The sequence below is a fragment of the Pseudomonas sp. WMBT8 genome (genome assembly GCF_050916005.1).
Classification (GTDB): domain Bacteria; phylum Pseudomonadota; class Gammaproteobacteria; order Pseudomonadales; family Pseudomonadaceae; genus Aquipseudomonas.
The window spans coordinates 937,442-958,004 of the sequence record NZ_CP188096.1; the positions used below are offsets into that span (position 1 = coordinate 937,442).

At 62.0% G+C, this 20,563-nt stretch carries 17 protein-coding genes; 8 read left to right on the forward strand and 9 right to left on the reverse strand.

The genetic code is table 11. The annotated features are described in order from the left end of the window. Positions 1 to 12 precede the first annotated feature (12 nt). Genes mksF through mksB form a run of 3 tightly spaced genes read right to left on the reverse strand, consistent with a single transcriptional unit; the run spans position 13 to position 4,818 of the window. Positions 13 to 2,853, reverse strand: a complete 2,841-nt coding sequence (gene mksF, locus ACO77H_RS03960) for an Mks condensin complex protein MksF (RefSeq protein WP_172313538.1) — start codon at positions 2,851 to 2,853, stop codon at positions 13 to 15. Continuing rightward, a complete protein-coding gene (gene mksE / locus ACO77H_RS03965; protein ID WP_169954804.1) occupies positions 2,850 to 3,551 on the reverse strand; it encodes an Mks condensin complex protein MksE in 702 nt (233 codons plus the stop codon). Before mksE ends, mksF begins: the two co-directional genes overlap by 4 nt. Continuing rightward, positions 3,541 to 4,818, reverse strand: a complete 1,278-nt coding sequence (gene mksB, locus ACO77H_RS03970) for an Mks condensin complex protein MksB (protein WP_169954805.1) — start codon at positions 4,816 to 4,818, stop codon at positions 3,541 to 3,543. The genes mksE and mksB overlap by 11 nt, the downstream gene beginning before the upstream one ends. A gap of 229 nt (positions 4,819 to 5,047) precedes the next feature. Here mksB and ACO77H_RS03975 point away from each other — a divergent pair, with 229 nt between their 5' ends. Together ACO77H_RS03975 and rimI are read left to right on the forward strand one after the other, a co-directional pair. Then, positions 5,048 to 5,794 (forward strand): energy transducer TonB, encoded by a 747-nt coding sequence (locus tag ACO77H_RS03975; RefSeq protein ID WP_432755735.1) that lies wholly within the window; start codon positions 5,048 to 5,050, stop codon positions 5,792 to 5,794. Next, a complete protein-coding gene (gene rimI / locus ACO77H_RS03980; RefSeq protein ID WP_005784514.1) occupies positions 5,787 to 6,239 on the forward strand; it encodes a ribosomal protein S18-alanine N-acetyltransferase in 453 nt (150 codons plus the stop codon). The genes ACO77H_RS03975 and rimI overlap by 8 nt, the downstream gene beginning before the upstream one ends. Positions 6,240 to 6,357: 118 nt before the next feature. Here rimI and ACO77H_RS03985 read toward each other — a convergent pair whose 3' ends face one another. Further along, positions 6,358 to 6,762: a serine kinase/phosphatase gene (locus ACO77H_RS03985; protein WP_169954806.1), complete on the reverse strand. Its 405-nt coding sequence runs from the start codon at positions 6,760 to 6,762 to the stop codon at positions 6,358 to 6,360. Positions 6,763 to 6,900: 138 nt separating this feature from the next. On the opposite strand from ACO77H_RS03985, the gene can reads away from it, so the two are divergent. Further along, positions 6,901 to 7,545 (forward strand): carbonate dehydratase, encoded by a 645-nt coding sequence (gene can / locus ACO77H_RS03990; RefSeq protein ID WP_169954807.1) that lies wholly within the window; start codon positions 6,901 to 6,903, stop codon positions 7,543 to 7,545. Here the strand turns inward: can and ACO77H_RS03995 are convergent. From ACO77H_RS03995 to ACO77H_RS04010, 4 genes are all read right to left on the reverse strand, one after another. Then, a complete protein-coding gene (locus tag ACO77H_RS03995) occupies positions 7,542 to 8,066 on the reverse strand; it encodes an SET domain-containing protein-lysine N-methyltransferase (protein WP_169954808.1) in 525 nt (174 codons plus the stop codon). The genes can and ACO77H_RS03995 overlap by 4 nt on opposite strands. Positions 8,067 to 8,236: 170 nt before the next feature. Continuing rightward, positions 8,237 to 9,406 (reverse strand): hypothetical protein, encoded by a 1,170-nt coding sequence (locus tag ACO77H_RS04000; RefSeq protein WP_432755031.1) that lies wholly within the window; start codon positions 9,404 to 9,406, stop codon positions 8,237 to 8,239. Between the two features lie 243 nt (positions 9,407 to 9,649). Beyond that, positions 9,650 to 9,859 carry a hypothetical protein gene (locus tag ACO77H_RS04005; protein WP_170058604.1) on the reverse strand — a complete coding sequence of 70 codons (210 nt, stop codon included), beginning with the start codon at positions 9,857 to 9,859 and terminating at the stop codon, positions 9,650 to 9,652. A gap of 200 nt (positions 9,860 to 10,059) precedes the next feature. Further along, the gene (locus tag ACO77H_RS04010; protein WP_432755032.1) at positions 10,060 to 11,478 is read right to left on the reverse strand and encodes a short-chain fatty acid transporter; all 1,419 of its coding nucleotides are present in this window, start codon (positions 11,476 to 11,478) and stop codon (positions 10,060 to 10,062) included. A 183-nt stretch (positions 11,479 to 11,661) separates the two neighbouring features. Between ACO77H_RS04010 and ACO77H_RS04015 the strand changes: the two genes are divergently transcribed. Together ACO77H_RS04015 and ACO77H_RS04020 are read left to right on the forward strand one after the other, a co-directional pair. Next, on the forward strand, positions 11,662 to 12,945 hold the full coding sequence (locus ACO77H_RS04015) for an MFS transporter (RefSeq protein WP_169954811.1): 1,284 nt from the start codon (positions 11,662 to 11,664) through the stop codon (positions 12,943 to 12,945). 285 nt (positions 12,946 to 13,230) lie between these two features. Beyond that, positions 13,231 to 14,127 carry a cation diffusion facilitator family transporter gene (locus tag ACO77H_RS04020; protein ID WP_169954812.1) on the forward strand — a complete coding sequence of 299 codons (897 nt, stop codon included), beginning with the start codon at positions 13,231 to 13,233 and terminating at the stop codon, positions 14,125 to 14,127. A 3-nt stretch (positions 14,128 to 14,130) separates the two neighbouring features. On the opposite strand, the gene ACO77H_RS04025 is transcribed toward ACO77H_RS04020, so the two are convergent. Further along, the gene (locus tag ACO77H_RS04025; RefSeq protein ID WP_169954813.1) at positions 14,131 to 14,805 is read right to left on the reverse strand and encodes a heavy metal response regulator transcription factor; all 675 of its coding nucleotides are present in this window, start codon (positions 14,803 to 14,805) and stop codon (positions 14,131 to 14,133) included. Between the two features lie 182 nt (positions 14,806 to 14,987). Here ACO77H_RS04025 and ACO77H_RS04030 point away from each other — a divergent pair, with 182 nt between their 5' ends. From ACO77H_RS04030 to ACO77H_RS04040, 3 genes are read left to right on the forward strand one after another with little or no spacing between them, the layout of a single operon-like run. Continuing rightward, positions 14,988 to 16,211 carry a TolC family protein gene (locus ACO77H_RS04030; RefSeq protein WP_169954814.1) on the forward strand — a complete coding sequence of 408 codons (1,224 nt, stop codon included), beginning with the start codon at positions 14,988 to 14,990 and terminating at the stop codon, positions 16,209 to 16,211. 17 nt (positions 16,212 to 16,228) lie between these two features. Next, on the forward strand, positions 16,229 to 17,392 hold the full coding sequence (locus ACO77H_RS04035) for an efflux RND transporter periplasmic adaptor subunit (protein WP_432755033.1): 1,164 nt from the start codon (positions 16,229 to 16,231) through the stop codon (positions 17,390 to 17,392). Positions 17,393 to 17,410: 18 nt separating this feature from the next. Beyond that, a complete protein-coding gene (locus ACO77H_RS04040; RefSeq protein ID WP_432755034.1) occupies positions 17,411 to 20,560 on the forward strand; it encodes a CusA/CzcA family heavy metal efflux RND transporter in 3,150 nt (1,049 codons plus the stop codon). Positions 20,561 to 20,563 lie beyond the last annotated feature (3 nt).

Genomic DNA, 20,563 nt, shown 5'->3' on the forward strand with positions numbered 1-20,563 from the left:
GCTAGGCGCCGATCAGACCTCATCCAACTGCGGCTCATCCGCCTGAACATTGATCGTCGCCTTCACCACATCATGGCGGCGGATGTACTTCCAGTCCGCCTCATCGATGTAGATCCCGTTCGGCCCGCTGCCGCCTTCCAGGTCGATCGCCACCTGGGCGGAAACCTGCGGCTTCACACTGGCCAGGATCGGCACAAAGCCCAGTTGCAGGCTGGTCTCCAGCAATGCTGCCTGGTTTTTCTCGTCGATATCCGCCGCCTCGTCGAGGTAGTACGGCAGGCGCACGCGACCGGCCTGGTCGCGGTCCATCAAGTGCAGCAACAAGTACATGTTGGTCAGCGCCTTGATGGTCATGGTGGTGCCGTTGGACGCAGCGCCATCGATGTCGGTGTGAATGATCGGCTGGCCGTTGACCTTGGTAATCTCGAACGCCAGTTCGAACAGGTCCTTGAGCCCCAACTGGTTGTGGTTGGCGGCCACCAGGCGTGCCAGGTATTCCTTGGCCTCTTCGTTTTTGTTGTCCTGCTCGGCGCTTTGGCTGAGGTCGAACACCGACAGGGTTTCGCCTTCCTCATACTGACCGGCACTGTGAATGATCTGGTCGATATGCTTGAGCGCTTCCTTGTTCGGCGCCAACACGATACGGAAGCTCTGCAGGTTGGATACCTGGCGCTTGTTGATCTCGCGGTTGAACAGGGCCAACTGGTGCTCGAGGCTGTCGTAGTCGCTGCGGATATTGCGCAAGGTCCGCGCGATATCAGTCACCGCCGCGCGGCGCGCCTTGCCCAGGGTCAGGGCTTCGTCGGTGCGGTGCGCGTAAGCATTGATCAACAGGTGCAGGCGGCGCTCCATATCGTCTTCGCTGTCGAACTTGGCCACGCCCTTGAGGCGCACCTGGGCGTACAGCGCGTCGATCTGCCCGTCGGCGCGCAGCAACCCCTGCCAGCTGTCCTGATAGTCATTGAGCAGCGGCAGCAGATTGTCCATGGAGTCGTCGACCGGATCCATGAACGGCGTGCCAAACGGCAAGTCGGCCGGCAACAACTGGCGACGGCGCAGGGCGTCATCCAGGGTGCGCTGCTTGGCTTCCATATCGCCGATCTGGCGGCCGACCAGTTGCAGCTTGGCCGACAGCTGCTGCACACGTTCGGTAAACGCATCGCTGGAGCGCTTGAGTTCATCCTGGGCGGCTTCCATCTGCGCCAGGTTTTCCAGCTTCTCGCCTTCCTCGGCACTCAGGGTCTGGGCGCGACGGTAGTCTTCCAGGGCTTTCTGCGCATCGAGTACCTGCTGGTACAGCGCTTCGGTCTGGGTCTTGCTTGCCGCGCGGTCAGAGGCCACCGCCTGCTGGGTCTTGAGTTGCTTGAGTTCTTTTTCCAGGCGCTCCTTCTGGTCGCGCAATGCCGCGCGATCCGCGAGGGCCTGCAAGGCAGGGGGCTCGATGTGCGAGATGTCGATGGACAGCCCCGGTACTTCAAAGCGCTCGCCCTTGAAGCCATCGAGGATCAGCTCCAGGGATTTTACCCACTGGCCGTCTTCATCCAGGGTGATGCCATGCTCGCCCAGCGGCAGGCTGAACAACGAACTGTTGAACAGACGCATCAGACGCTCGACGTCCTGCTGTGAGAATTCTTCCCGCAGCTTGGCGTAGCTGTTGTTGTCGGCGTGATCGAGTTGTTGCTTGACCGACTTCAGGCGCTTTTCCAGGTCGCGCAGGCGCTCATCCAGGTCCTCGGCGCTGAACTGTCGCGATTGCGCGAGGGCGCCGGCCAGTTCGTCGTGGGCATCCTTGGCCGCCAGCAGTTGCTGCTCCAGGACCTTGACGTCATCCACCAGGGCAAAGCGATGCTTGAGCACCGACAACTCGCCCAGCCAGCGCTGGATGCCGCTGATTTCCCGCTCCAGGCGCATCAGCTCCTGGGTGCCGCCGCGCTGATCGTTCTGCAGCGCGTCCTGCTCGTTGCGGTAGTGTTCGGCCTGGATTGTCAGCTCTTCCTTGCGCGCACTGGCGTAGTCCGACCAGGTACCCAGCAGCGAATCGAGCAGCGGCGACAGGCGATGCAGTTTGCCGCGCAGGATGTCGCGCTGTTTCACGCCATTGGCCAAGGCCTCGACCAATGGGCCGGCGGCTACCAGTGAGTTGTAGTCCTGCTCCATGCGTCGCACATCGCGGAACGCTTCTTCACACGCCGCAATGTAATCCACACTGCCCGAGCGCAGGCTGTGTTCGAAGGCATCGAGGAACAGCTGCTTGAGCTTGGCCGCGGTGATTTCGCGCATGTGCAGCAGGTTGATAAACAGCGCACGGAAGGTCTTCAGGCTCTGCTCGCTGGTGGAACGCAGCGGAATCAGGGTCAGGTCCAGCGGGATCGAGGTATGGCCACCCACCAGCAAGCGCCGCAGCTCATCGGGCTTGAGTTCATAGGCCTTCAGGCCCTCGCGCTCAAGGTTGGTGAACAGCTCTTTCTGGCGCAGGCAGGTGTCGTTCTTCTGGTAGTGAGCCAGGTCCAGCTTGCCGGCGTAGGCGAAGAACTGGTGACCGAAACCGCCCCCTGGGCCGCGCCCGACCACGCCAATCACGTGCGGGCCGTGGGGCAGGGAGACTTCGACGAGGATGTAGCTGGTGTCGGTGGCAAAGTAGAAGCGCCGCGACTGTTCCAGGGTGTACTTGCCGAAGCTCATGTCCGACATGCGTGCCAGGATCGGGAACTGTAAGGCGTTGATCGAAGCCGATTTACCGAGGTTGTTTGCGCCGTACACCGACAGCGGCTCTTCCAGCGGGAACAGGCCCAGGCTGTAGCCGGCGGTGTTCAATAGGGCGAAGCGGCGAATGCCATAACGTTCCTTGCTCATGCATCGGTCTCCTGTTCTTCGGCAATGGCACGGGCGAGGGCATCTTCTTCGCTTTCAAACTCACTCAAGTCCAGCGGGTCATCGGTCTGCAGCAGCTTTTCATCACTGTCTTCGTCGATGATCACCGGCGCCGGCAACGGCAGCACACTGTGGACGCTGGCCGCCAGGTCGCGGTCGGCCTGGACCGACAGGCACACGTCGAGGAAACGGTGCATCGGTGGCAGGAAGCGGTAAACACCGTTGTCTTCACCGGCAAAGCCGAGCTGGGTCATGCGGCGCATGATTTTTTCTTCCAGCTCCTCAACGGTCTGTACTTCGGCCTGGATAAACAGGTCGCGGTATTTCTCCAGCAACGAGGGCAGCTCATCGCGGCCCAGGCTGCCACCGTCGAGCACGGCAATCGGGTCGCGGCCCTGGTCGGCCAGGTGTTCGACGATGATGAAGGTGAACAACGCCAGGCGCTGCGCGGTCTTGTTCACCTGCGCGGCGGCCACGGCGGTGTCCGGCACGAAGTAATAGAAGCCACGGGTATCGCATACCAGCTCAAAGCCCAGGGCCTTGAACAGCGTGCGGTACTGGTCCTGGAAGTTCGACAATTGCGCGTACAGCTCCGGGTCGCGGCGGCTGACGTGGTAACCCTTGAACAGCTCGCGAAAGATCGGCGCCAGCTGGGACAGTTCGGATAGATCAAGATGCATAGGGTGTGCTCGCAGAATTCTCGGCTACGTCGGTGCTGGCCGGGAGCAGGGCGAATGAGCGCAGGCTGACCTGGTGCTCGTGAGTGTGGTAATCCCGGCGTTCCAGGCGCTCGCGCTTGAAACGCTTCTCCCGCGACAAACGCGAGAACCAGTACAGCAACTCGTCGGTGGCCCCGTCCGGTTCCTGTTCCAGCAGCCAGGTCATCAGGTCCGGCATCGGCAGCGCGTCTTCGCAACGCTCCAGCATCTCCTTGACCGTGCGTGGCGCACGCTGGGCTTGGCCCTTGTGGGATTTGTGGGCCTTGGGGAACCGCGCAGGCTTGGGTTCGAAATTCGCCAGGGCATACACATAGGCTTCGACCTGGCTGGCACTGCCGAGGAAGGTACTTTGTGGCCGGGTGAACATCGGCATCGCCGCTTGCGGCACCGCGTCCAGGCCCTTGCGCCGGATCGCCGAGAGGGCCAGCGCCGCGCCACGGGTCACGGCGTTGTGCCGGCGTGCCTCTTCGCGCAGCGGCAGCAGCAGCTCGCGGGCATGACGCAGGGTCAGTTGGGCGCTGGTCTGCATTTCGAGGATGCGCGCGTGGGTGCGCAGCAACATATCGTCATCCACCAGGTGGCCCAGGCGCTGTTGTTCGGTGAGCATGCGCAGCAGCACGTTCTCAACCTTGCGCACGCCTTGCTCGAAGGCACCGTCGGCGTTCACCAGTTGGATCATCGGCTCGACGTACTCGTCCCAGGTCGCCAGGACCTCGGCATAGCGCTGGCGCAACGGGATCTGCCGGTCGCTGGTCTTGGCGCGGTCGGCCACGGCCGCGAGGGCCTGTTCGTCATTGGCGAGTTTTTTCAGCACGTCGCGCACGCGCATGTCCAGCAGCCGCAATTGGCGAGCCAGGTCGTGGCCGTCGCGGATGTCGAAGGCGTCCTGGATATAACCGGCCAGGCGCTCGAGGTGCCGCAGGTAGGCTTCGATTTCCAGGCACAGGCCTAGCCGGTGCTCCTTGCGAAGATAGGCCAGGAAGTCATGGATCTGCGCGTTGAGCTCGAAACGGTTCGGGCTCTTGGCGACAGGCACCAGGATATCCAGGCGAATCCACACGTCCAGCAGGCTGGTGATGTCCTGTGGCGTGCTGTCCAGTTGTTGGGCGGCCAGTTGCGCGCGCAACTCGCCAAGGCTCAGGGTGCCTTGGTCGAAGTGTTCGCACAGTGGCTCAAGCAGGGCCCAGTGTTCGGCGAGGGCGCGCAAGACGCGCTTGGGTTCGATCATCGGAATGGCCGGCTGGTTGGCGAATTAAAAGCAGCGATTGTACTGCATCAGGCGCGGGATTTATCCACAGCCGGTCAGGGCGCGTTCGCGATGGGCGGTCAGCAATGCAGAGAAAATCATCAACGGTGGGCGATCGTCGTCGAAGGGCGGTAGAATCTGCGCTCTTTAGTTATCCACAAGTGGTCGCGCCTTGCTTATCGAGTCCCGACGTCGCGCTTACTTGACCGCCATGCAGGTGGTCAACTGGCTGCCGCGCACCGAATTGCCCTTTGCCGCCCCGTCGCGGCCCGAACTGCTGCAGGCGCTGGAACCGTTCGAGCCATTCGACGCCTCGGGCGAGGAAGCAGCGCCGCCGGTTGCGCTGGTAAAGCCTGTGGCCGAGGTGCCTGTGCGGCCATCGGAGCGGGTCAAGATCGAAGTGCCACGCCCTTCGGCGGCGCCCAAGCCCGCTGCAGTGGCCGACGCTGCCCCGGTGGCCAAGGCCCCGGTCGTGCCGCCACCGCGTTTTGCCTTGCAATTGCTGCGGGCCGGGCGCTGCCTGTTGCTGGTCGAGCTGCCCACCGGCGAACGTTTCCAGGCGCGCGACCCGGCCTACCTGCTGCTCAAGGATATGCTGCGCGCTGCCGGCCTGCCCGACAGCCCGCAGATCGTCGGCGAGCCGGTGCGCTGGCCGTTGCTGGTGCGCGGCAATATGGACCAGGGGCCGGACGCCGCGCGTGACTTCGTGCAGGGCTTTGTCTCGGCCCGCCTGGAAGATGAACCCTGTGTGTGCCTGTGGCTGATCGGCCTGCCGGCCGTGCGATTTGCCGGCGAAGCCAACGCCGAGGCCTGGTACCGCGAACTGCAGGTCGAAGGCCTGGGTTCGGTCTGGGCCTTGCCGGGCCTGGAATTATTAATGGAAGAGCCACAGCGTAAGGCTGATGTCTGGCAAGCCATGCGCCGGCTGATGGCGCGCTGGAAAACAACCGATGAGTGAGGCTTTATCCTTCCGCCCGATGACCGAGGCTGACCTCGACGCCGTGCTGAAAATCGAATACGCGGCGTTCAGCCATCCCTGGACCCGTGGCATCTTTCTCGACGGGCTGGGCAAGTACCAGATCTGGTTGATGTTCGAAGGCGAGCAGCAGGTGGGCCACGGCGTGGTGCAAATCATCCTCGATGAAGCGCATTTGCTGAACATCACCGTCAAGCCGGAAAACCAGGGCCGCGGCCTGGGCCTGGCGCTGCTGGAGCACCTGATGTCCCGGGCCTATGCCGCCAGTGCGCGGGAATGCTTCCTGGAAGTGCGCGATAGCAATACCGGGGCATTCCGCCTGTATGAGCGCTACGGTTTCAACGAAATCGGCCGTCGCCGCGATTACTACCCGGCCGTCGGTGGTCGCGAAGACGCCGTCGTCATGGCCTGCACCCTGGTCGACTAAAACACACGATCCCGTGTGGGAGCTGGCTTGCCTGCGATAGCGGTGGTGAATCCAGCGCCGCTATCGCAGGCAAGCCAGCTCCCACACCGCCATGCTTCACCCTAGGTGTGGCGCTGTGTCAGCGGTTACCGTCGACCGGATCAATGTCCGCCAACTCGGCTTCATCCAACCCATTACCGCCGCCAATCTCGTCCTCATCGACGATACTCAGGTCCCAATCCGCCTGCTCGCCTTCACCTTCTTCGCGGGCATCGCGCGCGCCATCTTCATGGATCAGGGTTTCGGGGCTCATATCATCATCCGTGGGCTCATGATCCGCCGTCGAAGCCCCGGTCATTCCGGCCTCGCGCACCCGCTCGTCGGGCATCAGGTGCTCGCGCTCTCCACGCGGGATCTCATCGCCGATTTCCGCCGTTGGCTCTTGCTCGTCAAAATCCAGCTCGCGCATCGAGCCCATGCGATCTTCGTTGTCATCAATCGGTGCCGGCGTCGGGGCGCCGTAGGGACGTCGTGATTGCGTCATGGCCAATCCTCATACTGTGGGGCTTATAGTGTGTGGACAGGCCCGGCCTCCCAAAGATTCAAGCTAATTTGCGTGGGGCGTGACCTGGGCGAGAGGTTGTCAGTCACAAAACTGCGCATCATTCCTGAGGCTTTCCTGATGAACGAACTACAAGACCTGCTTGATAACAACGAACGCTGGGCGGATGCGATCAAACAGGAAGATCCCGAATTCTTCGCCAAGCTTGCCCGCCAGCAGACCCCGGAATACCTGTGGATCGGCTGTTCGGACGCCCGGGTACCGGCCAACGAGATCGTCGGCATGCTGCCGGGCGACCTGTTTGTGCACCGCAACGTGGCCAATGTGGTGCTACACACCGACCTCAACTGCCTGTCGGTGATCCAGTACGCGGTGGATGTGCTCAAGGTCAAACATATCCTGGTCACCGGCCATTATGGCTGCGGCGGCGTGCGTGCTTCGATGCAGGACCGCCAGTTCGGCCTGATCGACGGCTGGCTGCGTACGATCCGTGACCTGTACTACGAGAACCGCGAAGTACTGGCCCAGTTGCCCACGGAAGAAGAACGCGTCGATCGCCTGTGTGAACTCAACGTCATCCAGCAAGTGGCCAATGTCGGTCACACCAGCATTGTGCAGAACGCCTGGCATCGCGGGCAGAGCCTGTCGATCCACGGTTGCATCTACGGGATCAAGGACGGCCGCTGGAAAAGCCTAAACGCCACCATCACCGGGTTCGAGCAACTGCCGCCGCAGTACCGCCTGCGCCCGATCGAGGCCATTTAATAGCGTTTGCGCTGGCGCCACTGTTCCATGAACAGTTGGCCCTCGGCGTTCAAGGGCTCTTTCATGCCGGTGATCCAGCCTCGGCAGTTGCCGGCGCCGCAACGGCACGGGAACTGCCGGAACAGCACGTCCTCGGTGCTGGCGTAATCCATGGTCAGCAGCGCGCCGGGGCGGATCGCCTGGATCGACCACAGCTCCAGTTCGCTGATATCGAGGAACACATTCGGGTCGCATGAATGCAGGAGCAAGCCGCTGAACCATGGGTCGTACAAGTGGATGCGCGAAGACACCTGCAGCGTGTGCAAGCGCCGTTCGCTCAGGGCGTGCCCGGAAATCTTGGCGATACGCACTCGGCTGTCGAAGGCGACCTTGGCCTTGATCCCGGTTCCACGTCCGTTGCGGGTGCGCACCACCTCGAAGTCACGACGCGAGGGGTAACCTTTTTTCGCCAGCAATGTTGCGAAGGGATACAGACAGTCACTCGCGGCCGCAGGTGCTTCTTCCATGACTTGGGTTTTCATAGGGCTCCTTGTCGGGCTGCATTGACCTCCTGAGATTGATTAGACTGCCGGTCTTGCAGCAAATGGGCACCGTCCAAGACTTACGCAAAAAAACGCCGATAGCTACTGTCAAATCTGACAGTAGCTATCGGCGTTTTTTCGCGTAAGACAATGCTGATAAAGCCAGGAACCTACAGGGCCGGCGCCGGCACAGAGGCTTCTGGCATGGGGCTTTTCAGGCGCTTGAGCTGGGCCTTGATCGACGCGTTGCTACATTTTTCCTTGGCCTGCTCGGCGGGCAGCTCTCGCACCGAGGTATAGAACAATTCACAGGTCTGCTCCTTGCGCGTCACCTGCCAGGTATTCATGCAACCCTTGAGCAGCACATTGGGGTCGCTGGCGGGCTGCTGGCCCATTCCAGCCTGCCAGCAGGCGGCGCTCAAGTCCTGGCCCATGACTTTCAAGCCGGCCTCGTCGGCTTTCTGTTCGTCACCGCCGTAGCTGGCCGGGTCGGCGGCGTACCAGATGTAACTGGGGTGATTGGCCCCCAGTACGGCGACATAGCTGCCCTCGGCCGGGCTGATCTGCCCCAGGCCCAATACCCCGAGAGTTTGCCCGTACTGTTGCTGGATCCAACTGCGTACCGGTGCGCCGAAGGCGACCATGGGCAATGAGCCTGTGGGGTGCAGGCTCAACTCGCGAACTATCCGGGTCTGGTACTCGGTGAAGTAGCCATAGACCCCTTCCAGGTCCTTGCCAGCCGTGGAGGGCGCGGCAATCGGCGCAATATCGATGATGGTCTGGTATTCCGGGGTCTGGGCCGCCGCTATGCCATTGGCGGTCAATAACGTGGCCCAACGGTCGGTGGTGGCCGACTCCAGGTAGTCCTGGTAATGGGTCAGGGAATAGTCGGGCGGGAAATGCATCAACTCGATGCTCTTGCGGTTCTCCAGGGCCATGCCCAGCGGCAGGAACAGGTACCAGCTAAATTGCCATTTGCCATCGCGGTTCAACTGGCTGGCGCCTTCATAGGCCAGGTCGGCGGTATGCAACAACGCGGTCAAGGGCTGGCCATAGCCATCGGGTACACCCGTAAAGTGCGCGCGCACCTGATCCTGCTGGGTTTTCACACTGACCCTGGCCCGACTGTAGCCATCACGTTGCAAACTCTGGGTCAGGTAGTGTTCAACTGTCTGTTCCAACGTCAGCGGCCGAAAGCAGATCACACTGCAATTGTTGGGGTAGGCGAACAATTGCCTGACCCGTTGCGCAGTGCCCAGGTCGAGTTCGACATCGGCTTGTACGACCGTGCTCACACTAAGTGCGACAAGGGTGAAGGACAGCCTGGTCAGTTTAAACATGCGTGTTTCCTTGTCAGCTAAAGCCCGTCTGCGCGGGATGAATGCCTACCCTCACACAGTAGCGGCTGACCGGGAAAATGCGTCGGCAAATGCGGTTTTTTTGTAGGGCTTGGCCGCCTCTCATATATCGTGACGTGCAACGCATTGCTTCGGTTATCCATGGGATTGCAATTAGACCCGAGGTAGTTGCAACACTTGTAAGTGTTCAATATGGGCTGCGAAGCCGGAATGCTTGCTGAGAAGTTAGCCTTTAAACGATACAACAGGCTTGAAAAGATTTTTGTTAGGGTTTGACTCTGCAAAGACTATTCTTCCCGCCGGTTGGCCGAAAGCCGATTTGAACTGTTTGAATTTTTTTAGCTGGGGGTTTTGCTGTTGGCTGGCTTCTTGGGTGTTGCCCGTTTGAGCACTGTTTTGAGAGGCAGGCATGGTAGTTGTAGGCGTGATATTCATGGGCGCTCCAGTTATAGCTCTAAATAATTTAGTGGTGGTCTCTTAGTTAAGTTGAAGATTGTCCCGTGCTACTAAAAGACACTATGTAGGTGGTTTTACAGTAGTGGTGGGTTCCCTCCTTGAAATGTTCAGTGAGGGAAAAAGGCGCTCAATGTCGGCCTGGCTGCACCCGCCACAACGACGGGCGCAACATCCAATGACTAAGGCATCACCGGCGGCATGTACTTCAAGGTCGTCCCCAGCGCCCACAGTAAAAACAGCACCAGCGGCGTGTGCACCAGCAGTTGCACAAACGAGAAACCAATCAAGTCCCGTGCCTTGAGTCCCAGTACGCCGAGTAATGGCAGCATGTAGAACGGGTTGATCAGGTTCGGCAGGGCCTCGGCGGCGTTGTAGATCTGCACGGCCCAGCCCAGGTGATATTGCAGGTCATTGGCCACCTGCATCACGTACGGCGCCTCGATGATCCATTTGCCGCCGCCCGATGGGATAAAGAACCCCAGCACCGCCGAATACACGCCCATCAGCAGCGCATAGGTGTCGTGGGAGGCGATGGAGGTGAAGAAGGTCGAGATATGGTGGGCCAGGGTCTGGCCGTCACCGCCCTTGACCACGGTCATCAGCGCCGCGATGGAGCCGTACAGCGGGAACTGGATCAGCACCCCGGTGGTGGTCGGCACCGCGCGGGCCACGGCGTCGAGGAAGCTGCGGGGGCGCCAGTGCAGCAAGGCGCCGGCCATGATGAACAGGAAGTTATAGGTGTTGAGCCCCGAGATCGCGCTGATCGCCGGCTTGGTCGAGAACTCATGGAACAGCCAGCCGGCAGCCAGCAGCGCCAGCAAAATGGTCAGCAGCGGGCTGTGTTCCAGCCATTCTCCCGGACGGCTTGGCAGTTGTGGCTTGGGCAGGTTGAATGCCGGGTCTACGCCACACGCCTTGGCGTCACGGGCCGAGTTGGGGCCCGGTGCGGTGACGTAGGCGATGATCAGCGACACCACAATCAACGCCAGCAACAGCACCCCCGATTGCCACAAAAAGATGGTGTCGGTGAAGGGAATGGTCCCGGTGATCGCCAGGATCGAAGGCGGCAGGCTGGCCGGGTTGGCCTGCAATTGTGCGGCCGATGACGACAGCCCCAGCGCCCACACGGCGCCCAGGCCTAGATAGGCCGCCGCGCCGGCCGCGCGATAGTCCATGCGCAAATCCGTGCGCCGGGCCAGGGCTCGCACCAGCAACCCGCCGAACACTAGGGACAGGCCCCAGTTGAGCAACGAGGCGACCATCGAGATCAATGCCACCCACGCCACGGCTGAGCGGCCGTTTTTCGGGATGCGCGCCAGGCGGTCAATCAACTTCACGGCGGGCGGCGAGCTGGCGACTACATAGCCGCCAATCACCACGAAGGCCATTTGCATGGTGAACGGGATCAGGCTCCAGAAACCATCGCCGAAGGCCCTGGCTGCTTCGGTGGGCGCGGCGCCCATGCCCAGGGTCGCCACGGTGACAATGATCACGGCGAGGGCGGCAAACACCCAGGAGTCAGGAAACCAGCGTTCGGCGAAATTCGAGCAACGCAGGGCGAAGCGGGCATAACGGCTATCTTCGATAGGATCGGCCACGTGGGATTACCTCTTGTAGTTATTTTGGCAAGGTATCGCCGCATCTTGGCCCACGGCCATTTATTTGGGAATGTTGTTATTTTCATGGATCAATGAGTAAACCCAATATATCCGCGGCGATTGCCAGGATCCGGTCCAGCTCATAACCTGCACGCCATTTTGTCTGTCTGCCGAGCTTCTTTCATGACTGCCAGCACTTATCCACAGGCGCAGCGTTTTTCCCGCTCCGACTACAAGACCCTGGGCCTGGCCGCCTTGGGCGGTGCCCTGGAAATCTACGACTTCATCATTTTCGTATTTTTCGCCCTGACCCTGAGCCAGCTGTTCTTCCCCCCGGAAATGCCCGAATGGCTGCGCCTGCTGCAAAGCTTCGGGATTTTCGTCACCGGCTACCTGGCGCGGCCATTGGGCGGGATCCTGATGGCGCACTTTGCCGATCACCTGGGGCGCAAGCGCGTGTTCAGCCTGAGCATTCTGATGATGGCCCTGCCGTGCCTGCTGATCGGGATCATGCCGACCTACGCACAGATCGGCTATTTCGCGCCGCTGATCCTACTGGCGCTGCGGGTCTTGCAGGGCGCGGCGGTGGGCGGTGAAGTGCCCAGCGCCTGGGTCTTCGTCGCCGAACACGCGCCGGCCAACCACCGCGGTTATGCCTTGGGTTTCCTGCAAGCCGGGCTGACCTTCGGTTACCTGCTGGGGGCATTGACGGCGACCTTGCTGGCGCAGATGTTCACCGCAGAACAAATCCTGGATTACGCCTGGCGCTTCCCGTTTCTGTTGGGTGGGGTGTTTGGCGTGATCGGTGTCTGGCTGCGGCGTTGGCTGAGTGAAACCCCGGTGTTTTTGGCCATGCAGGCGCGCCGCCAGGCCGACGCCGAACTGCCGCTGCGCACGGTGTTGCGCGACCATCGCCAGGCGTTGCTGCCGGCCATGTTGCTGACCTGTGTGCTCACCTCGGCGGTGGTGGTGCTGGTGGTGATCACGCCGACCATGATGCAGAAAACCTTCGGCATGAGCCCCAGCCACACCTTCGCCCTGAGCGCACTGGGCATCGTCTTCCTGAACATCGGTTGCGTACTGGCCGGCCTGCTGGTGGACCGCATCGGCGCCTGGCGCGCGGTACTGGTCTACAGTCTGCTGTTGCCGGTGGGCATCGCCGTGCTCTACGCCAGCCTGATCGCCGGCGGCGTGTGGCTGGGCGCGGCCTATGCCATTGCGGGGTTGAGCTGCGGAGTGGTGGGCGCGGTGCCATCGGTGATGGTCAGCCTGTTTCCAGCGCAGATTCGTGTGTCGGGTATTTCCTTTACCTACAACATTGCCTACGCGCTGTGGGCGAGTACTACGCCTTTGATGCTGATTGCATTGATGCCCAGCAGCCCGTGGATCTGCGTTTTTTACTGTGTAGTGATGGGCGCAGTCGGCGTGGCCAGTGCATTGCGGTTTGGCCGGCGCCCGGTGTTTTAACGCCGCCGCATTCCCCTGTGGGAGCGGGCTTGCTCGCGAAAGCAGTGGGTCAGTCAACATCAATGTTTGCTGGGCCGACGTCTTCGCGAGCAAGCCCGCTCCCACAGGGGATCTGCGCTTAACTGACTGGCATTGGGGCTTGAGGGTGTACCGCTATCCCAGGCAAGCCAGCTCCCCCATGTGGTTAACACCCCGCTGGCAGCGTTATGACAATTGTGAAATCCATACCAAAGGTTTCCCCTTATCGCTCTATGATCAGCGCACATCCCCCCACGAGGAATCGCCATGAGTGCAGGACACAGCCACGCCACCGTACGCGCCGGCCACGAACGCAAGTTATGGCTAGCCCTGGGCCTGACCGGCAGTTTCATGATTGCCGAAGTGATCGGTGCCTTTGTCACCGGCAGCCTGGCGCTGTTGTCCGACGCCGCGCACATGATGACCGACACCCTGGCCCTGGCCATCTCCCTGGTAGCCATCCAGGTCGCCAAGCGCGCCGCTGACCGCAAGCGCACCTTCGGTTATGCGCGTTTTGAAATCCTCGCCGCCGCGTTCAACGCGTTGCTGCTGTTCGGGGTGGCGTTCTACATCCTCTACGAGGCTTACCTGCGCCTGCAGGCTCCGGCCGAGATCCAGTCCACCGGCATGCTGGTGATTGCGGTGCTGGGGCTGATCGTCAACCTGATCTCCATGCGCCTGCTCAGCGCGGCCAGTGGCGAGAGCCTGAACGTCAAGGGTGCCTACCTGGAGGTCTGGAGCGACATGCTCGGCTCCATCGGCGTGATCATTGCGGCCGTGGTGATCATGCTCACTGGCTGGGCCTGGGTCGACTCGGTGGTGGCCGCGGTGATTGGCTTCTGGGTCGTGCCCAGAACCTGGACCCTGCTCAAGGCCAGCATGAATGTGCTGCTGCAAGGCGTGCCGGACGGCATCGATATCGACGCGGTCGAGCAGGCCATCTGCGCGGTGCCTGGGGTCAAGGAGGTGCATGACTTGCATATCTGGGCCCTGACCAGCGGCAAGAACGTGCTCAGCAGCCATCTGGTGGTGGAGCCGGCGCTGGGCAGCGAGCAACAGATCCTCGCCCAGGTGACCGAGTTACTGCACGAACAATTCGATATTTCCCACGTCACCATCCAGATCGAAGGCGAGGGTTTTCATCCGGAACCGATCGCGCACTGACCGCTATTCGCGGTCTTCCAGCACGTAGCCAACCCCGCGCAAGGTGTGGATCAACTTGCGCTCGAACGGGTCGTCGATCTTCGCCCGCAGGCGGCGGATCGAGACCTCGACCACGTTGGTGTCGCAATCGAAGTTCATGTCCCACACAAACGAGATGATTTGCGTGCGTGACAGCACCACGCCGCTCTGGCGCATCAGCAGGTGCAACAGGGCGAATTCCTTGGTGGTCAGGTCAATGCGCTGGTTGCCGCGAAAGGCCCGGTGGCGACCCTGGTCCAGTTCCAGGTCGGCCACCCGCAGCACGTCCGGCACCGCCGCTTCGACGCTGCGGCGCATCAGGGTGCGGACCCTGGCCAGCAGTTCGGGAAACTCGAAAGGCTTGACCAGGTAGTCGTCGGCGCCCAGTTCCAGGCCTTTGATTTTGTCGGCCAGGCGGCCTTGGGCGGTGAGCATCATGATTCGCGTGTTGCTGGTCTGGCGGATCCGCTGCAGCACATCCCACCCGTCCATGAGCGGTAGGTTCACATCCAGAATCACCAGGTCATAGGTGTGTTGCCGCGCCAGGTGTACGCCGTCGGCGCCGCTGGCCGCGCAATCGACCACATAGCCACTTTCGCTCAGTCCCTGATGCAAGTACTCGGCTGTTTTCAGTTCATCTTCGATAACCAGGATGCGCATGTCGAGGGTGCCTCGGTGCAAGGGAAAGTATCTGCAATCGCCGCGAAGGTTAAAGCAAAAGCCCGGACCAGAGCCTTTGCTAACGGATTTGTAATGTTTCGGCCACCCCTCTGATAAGTAGCGAAAGTTACATTGCCCCTGCTTGGATTTGTCCGCCAACTCATGGGTGTGGAACGCTTGTTATGCCAACGTTTTTAAGAACAATTGTGTGCTCCGTAGTGGGGGTCTTGGCGATGGCCCAAGTGGCAAGCGCCCAGACCCTGACCCTCGAATCGGCCCTGCAAAGTGCGTTTGCCGACAACCCGGACCTGGCCGCTGCGCAATGGGAAATCGACATCGCCCAGGGCGGTCGGCAGCAGGCCGGGCTGATCCCCAACCCGGTGGCCTCCTGGGACGCCGAAGACACCCGCCGCAGCACCCGCACCACCACCGTCAAGCTAAGCCAGACCCTGGAGCTGGGCGGTAAGCGCGGGGCGCGCATCGATGTGGCCTCGCGGGCACAAGATGCGGCGGCCCAGGAGCTGGAACAGCGGCGCAACCTGCTGCGGGCCGAGGTCATCGATGGCTTTTATGGCGCGCTGCGGGCCCAGGAACGCCTGGAGCTGGCGCAACGCTCAATGGCGCTGGCCGAGCGCGGCCTGGTGGTTGCCAATGGCCGGGTCACGGCGGGCAAGTCGTCGCCGGTCGAAGCCACTCGCGCCCAGGTGCAGGTCTCGGAAATCCGCCTGGAGCGCAGCCGCGCCGAGATCGGCGTGAGCGATGCCTATCGCCGCCTGGCCGCCATCACCGGCAGCGCCAACATCAGTTTTGAGCGTGTCGAGGCAGGTGCCGTGAATACGCCAGCGCTGCCTTCGGCCACCCAACTGCTGGCGCGCCTGGAGAGCACCGCCGAGCTGCGCCTGGCGCAGTTGCAAATCCAGCAACGGGAGGCCGGCCTGGGCCTGGAAAAGGCCCAGCGGATTCCCGACCTGGATATATCCATCGGCAGCCAGTACGACGCCAGCGTGCGCGAGCGGGTGAACCTGGTGGGCGTGTCGATGCCGATCCCGCTGTTCAATCGCAACCAGGGCAATGTGCTGGCCGCCAGCCGCCGAGCCGACCAGGCCCGGGACCTGCGCAACGCCACCGAGCTGCGCCTGCGCACCGAAACCCGCCAGGCCCTGGACCTGTGGGCGACGGCCAACAATGAGGTGAGTGCCTTTAATAAAGTGATCCTGCCCGCCGCCCAAAGCGCAGTGGACAGTGCCACCCGCGGCTTTGAGATGGGCAAGTTCAACTTCCTCGATGTACTCGACGCCCAGCGCACCCTGATCGCCGCCCGTACCCAATACCTCGCCGCACTCGCCCAGGCCACCGACGCCTGGGTGCGCATCGAACGGATTTACGGCGACCTCGCCCGCATTTGATCTTTCAGGAGTTCCCCATGAACAAACAACAAGGCCTGGCTTTGGCCGTCGCAGTGGCCATTGCCCTTGGGGCGATGGTGTTTTGGCCGGCCACCAGCGTGGCGCCCCAGGCACCGGTCGTAAGCGTCGAAGCGCCGGAGGAAGAAGAGGAAGAGGGTGTGCTGGTGCTCAACGAGCAGCAGATCCAGGCTGCCGGCATTCAATTGGCCAAGGCCCAGCCCCGGCAGATCAGCACACTGCTGTCGCTACCGGGCGAGGTGCGCTTCGACGAAGACCGCACCTCCCATATCGTGCCCCGTGCCGCGGGTGTGGTGGAGTCGGTCAAGGTCAACCTGGGCCAGAAGGTCAAGCAGGGTGAGCTGTTGGCCGTGATCGCCAGCCAGCAGATTTCCGATCAGCGCAGCGAGCTGGCGGCCAGCGAACGCCGGGTCGAACTGGCGCGCACTACGTTCCAGCGCGAGCGTCTGTTATGGCAGGACAAGATCTCTGCCGAACAGGATTACCTGCTGGCCCGCCAGACCCTGCAAGAAGCCGAGATCGCCCTGAACAACGCGCGGCAAAAGATGAACGCCCTGAGTGGCAGCACGGTCCTGGCCGGCGGCAATCGCTATGAATTGCGTGCGCCGTTTGCTGGCGTGGTGGTGGAAAAACACCTGGGCGTCGGCGAGGTGGTGAGTGAGACCAGTGCCGCCTTCACCCTGTCGGACCTGTCCCAGGTGTGGGTCACCTTTGGCGTGTTTCCCAAGGACTTGAACAAGGTCCAGGTGGGGCGGCCGGTCAAGGTCAGCTCCACGGAAATGGGCACCGACGTGATGGGCACCGTGGCCTATGTCGGCAACCTGCTGGGCGAGCAGACGCGTACCGCGACGGTGCGGGTCACCGTGGCCAACCCCGACGACTCCTGGCGCCCCGGGTTGTTCGTGGCGGTGCAGGTGGCGACGGATAGCTACTTGGCAGCGGTCAGCGTGCCGGTGGATGCGATCCAGACCGTGGAAGACAAACCCTCGCTGTTTGTGCGCACCGCCGAAGGCTTTGTCACCCGCCACGTTGAACTGGGTGTCAGCGAAAACGGCTTTGTCGAAGTGCGCCAGGGCCTGGAGGCCGGCGCCCAGGTGGCGACCGTTGGCAGCTTCGTCCTCAAGTCCGAGCTGGGCAAGGCCTCGGCCGAGCACGCCCATTGATCCTGCGAGTGATTCCCCATGTTTGAACGTCTGATTCAATTTGCCATCGAGCAGCGCATCATCGTGCTGCTGGCGGTGTTGTTGATGGCCGGTGTCGGCATCGCCAGCTACCAGAAACTGCCGATCGACGCAGTACCGGACATCACCAACGTCCAGGTGCAGATCAACTCGGCGGCGGCCGGCTTCTCTCCGCTGGAGACCGAGCAGCGCATCACCTTCCCCATCGAAACCGCCATGGCCGGCCTGCCGGGCTTGCAGCAGACCCGCTCGCTGTCGCGCTCGGGCTTGTCCCAGGTCACGGTGATCTTCAAGGACGGCACCGACCTGTTCTTCGCCCGCCAACTGGTCAACGAGCGCCTGCAAGTGGCCCGCGAGCAACTGCCGGACGGCATTGAAACGGCGATGGGGCCGATTTCCACGGGCCTGGGGGAAATTTTCCTGTGGACCGTGGAGGCGCAAGACGGCGCGCGTAAGGAAGACGGCTCGGCCTACACCCCGACGGACTTGCGGGTGATCCAGGACTGGATCATCAAGCCGCAGTTGCGCAACGTGCCCGGCGTGGCCGAGATCAATACCATCGGCGGCTTTGCCAAGGAATACCAGATCGCCCCGGACCCCAAGCGTCTGGCGGCCTACAACCTGACCTTGAGTGACCTGGTGACGGCGCTTGAGCGCAACAACGCCAACGTCGGCGCCGGTTATATCGAGCGCAGCGGCGAGCAGTTGCTGATTCGCGCGCCGGGTCAGGTGGCGTCCATCGACGACATCGCCAATATCGTGATCAACACCGTGGACGGCACGCCGATCCGCGTGCGCAATGTGGCCCAGGTCGATATCGGCCGTGAGTTGCGTACCGGCGCGGCCACCGAAAATGGTCGCGAGGTGGTGCTTGGCACGGTGTTCATGTTGATCGGCGAAAACAGCCGCACCGTGTCCCAGGCGGTGGCGAAAAAACTCGAAGAGATCAACCGCTCCCTGCCCGAAGGCGTGGTCGCGGTCACGGTCTACGACCGCACCAACCTGGTGGAAAAAGCCATCGCCACGGTGAAGAAAAACCTCTTCGAAGGCGCGCTGCTGGTCATCGTGATTCTGTTTTTGTTCCTCGGCAACATCCGCGCGGCGTTGATTACCGCGATGGTGATCCCGCTGGCCATGTTGTTCACGTTTACCGGGATGTTCACCAACAAAGTCAGCGCCAACCTGATGAGCCTGGGCGCGCTGGACTTCGGGATTATCGTCGATGGTGCGGTGGTGATCGTCGAGAACGCGATCCGCCGCCTGGCCCATGCGCAGCAACGCCATGGCCGCCTGCTGACCCGCAGCGAACGCCTGCACGAAGTGTTCGCCGCCGCCAAGGAAGCGCGCCGCGCGCTGATCTTCGGGCAACTGATCATCATGGTGGTGTACCTGCCGATCTTCGCCCTGACGGGCGTTGCCGGGAAAATGTTCCACCCCATGGCATTCACCGTGGTCATGGCCTTGCTGGGCGCGATGATTTTGTCGGTGACCTTTGTCCCGGCGGCGATTGCGCTGTTCGTCACCGGCAAGGTCAAGGAAGACGAAAACTGGGTGATGCGCAATGCGCGCCGGGGTTATGCACCGGTGCTGGATTGGGTGATGGCGCACCGTACCTGGGCGTGTGGCCTGGCGCTGTTGACCATCGTGGTGTCTGGCGCCGTGGCCAGTCGCATGGGCAGCGAGTTTATCCCCAGCCTCAGTGAAGGTGACTTCGCCCAGCAAGCCTTGCGCGTGCCGGGTACCAGCCTCACGCAGTCGGTGCAGATGCAGCAGCAACTGGAGAAAACCTTGATGGAACAGGTGCCGGAAATCCAGCGGGTATTTGCCCGCACCGGCACCGCAGAAATCGCCTCCGACCCGATGCCGCCGAACATTTCCGACAGCTACCTGATGCTCAAGCCCAAGGACCAGTGGCCGGACCCGAAAAAATCCCGCGAGGCCTTGATCGCCGATATCCAGCGCGCCAGTGCGATTGTGCCGGGCAGCCAGTACGAGTTGTCGCAACCGATCCAGTTGCGCTTCAACGAGCTGATTTCCGGGGTGCGCAGTGACGTGGCGGTGAAGGTGTTTGGCGATGACCGGGACGTGCTGAACAAGACCGCCGGGGAAATTGCCGAAACCCTTCAGAAGCTCAATGGCGCCTCGGAAGTGAAGGTGGAACAGACCTCCGGCCTGCCGGTGCTGACCATCAATATCGACCGCGACAAGGCCGCGCGCTTTGGCCTGAACGTGGGCGACGTGCAAGACACCATCGCGGTGGCCGTGGGTGGGCGCCAGGCCGGCACGATGTATGAAGGCGACCGACGCTTTGACATGGTGGTGCGCTTGTCGGAAACCTTGCGTACCGATATCGAGGGTTTGTCGCGGCTGTTGATCCCGATCCCGGCGCTGGCCGGCAATACCACGGGGCAACTGGGCTTTATCGCCTTGTCGCAAGTGGCCAGCCTGGACCTGGTACTGGGCCCGAACCAGATCAGCCGCGAAAACGGCAAGCGCCTGGTGATCGTCAGCGCCAACGTGCGCGGGCGGGATATTGGCTCGTTTGTCGCAGAAGCCGAACGAGTGATGGCAGAGCAGGTGAAAATCCCTGCCGGCTACTGGACTACCTGGGGCGGCCAGTTCGAGCAACTCAAGGAAGCGTCCGAGCGCTTGCGGGTGGTGGTACCGGTGGCGTTGCTGCTGGTGTTCGGATTGCTGTTCATGATGTTCAACAACCTCAAGGATGGGCTGCTGGTGTTCACCGGGATTCCCTTCGCGTTGACCGGCGGGATCATGGCGCTGTGGCTGCGGGATATTCCGTTGTCGATTTCCGCCGGGGTGGGTTTTATCGCGCTGTCGGGGGTGGCGGTGCTCAATGGCCTGGTGATGATCGCGTTTATCCGCAACCTGCGTGAGGAAGGGCGCTCGCTGTCGGTGGCGATCAACGAAGGCGCGCTGACCCGCTTGCGCCCGGTGTTGATGACCGCGTTGGTCGCGTCCCTCGGGTTTATCCCCATGGCCCTGGCCACCGGCACCGGCGCCGAAGTGCAGCGGCCGCTGGCGACGGTGGTGATTGGCGGGATTATTTCTTCGACGCTGCTGACGTTGCTGGTATTGCCTGCGCTTTACCACTGGGCCCATCGCCGCGATGAAGAGCAGGCAGCGTCTTGATCG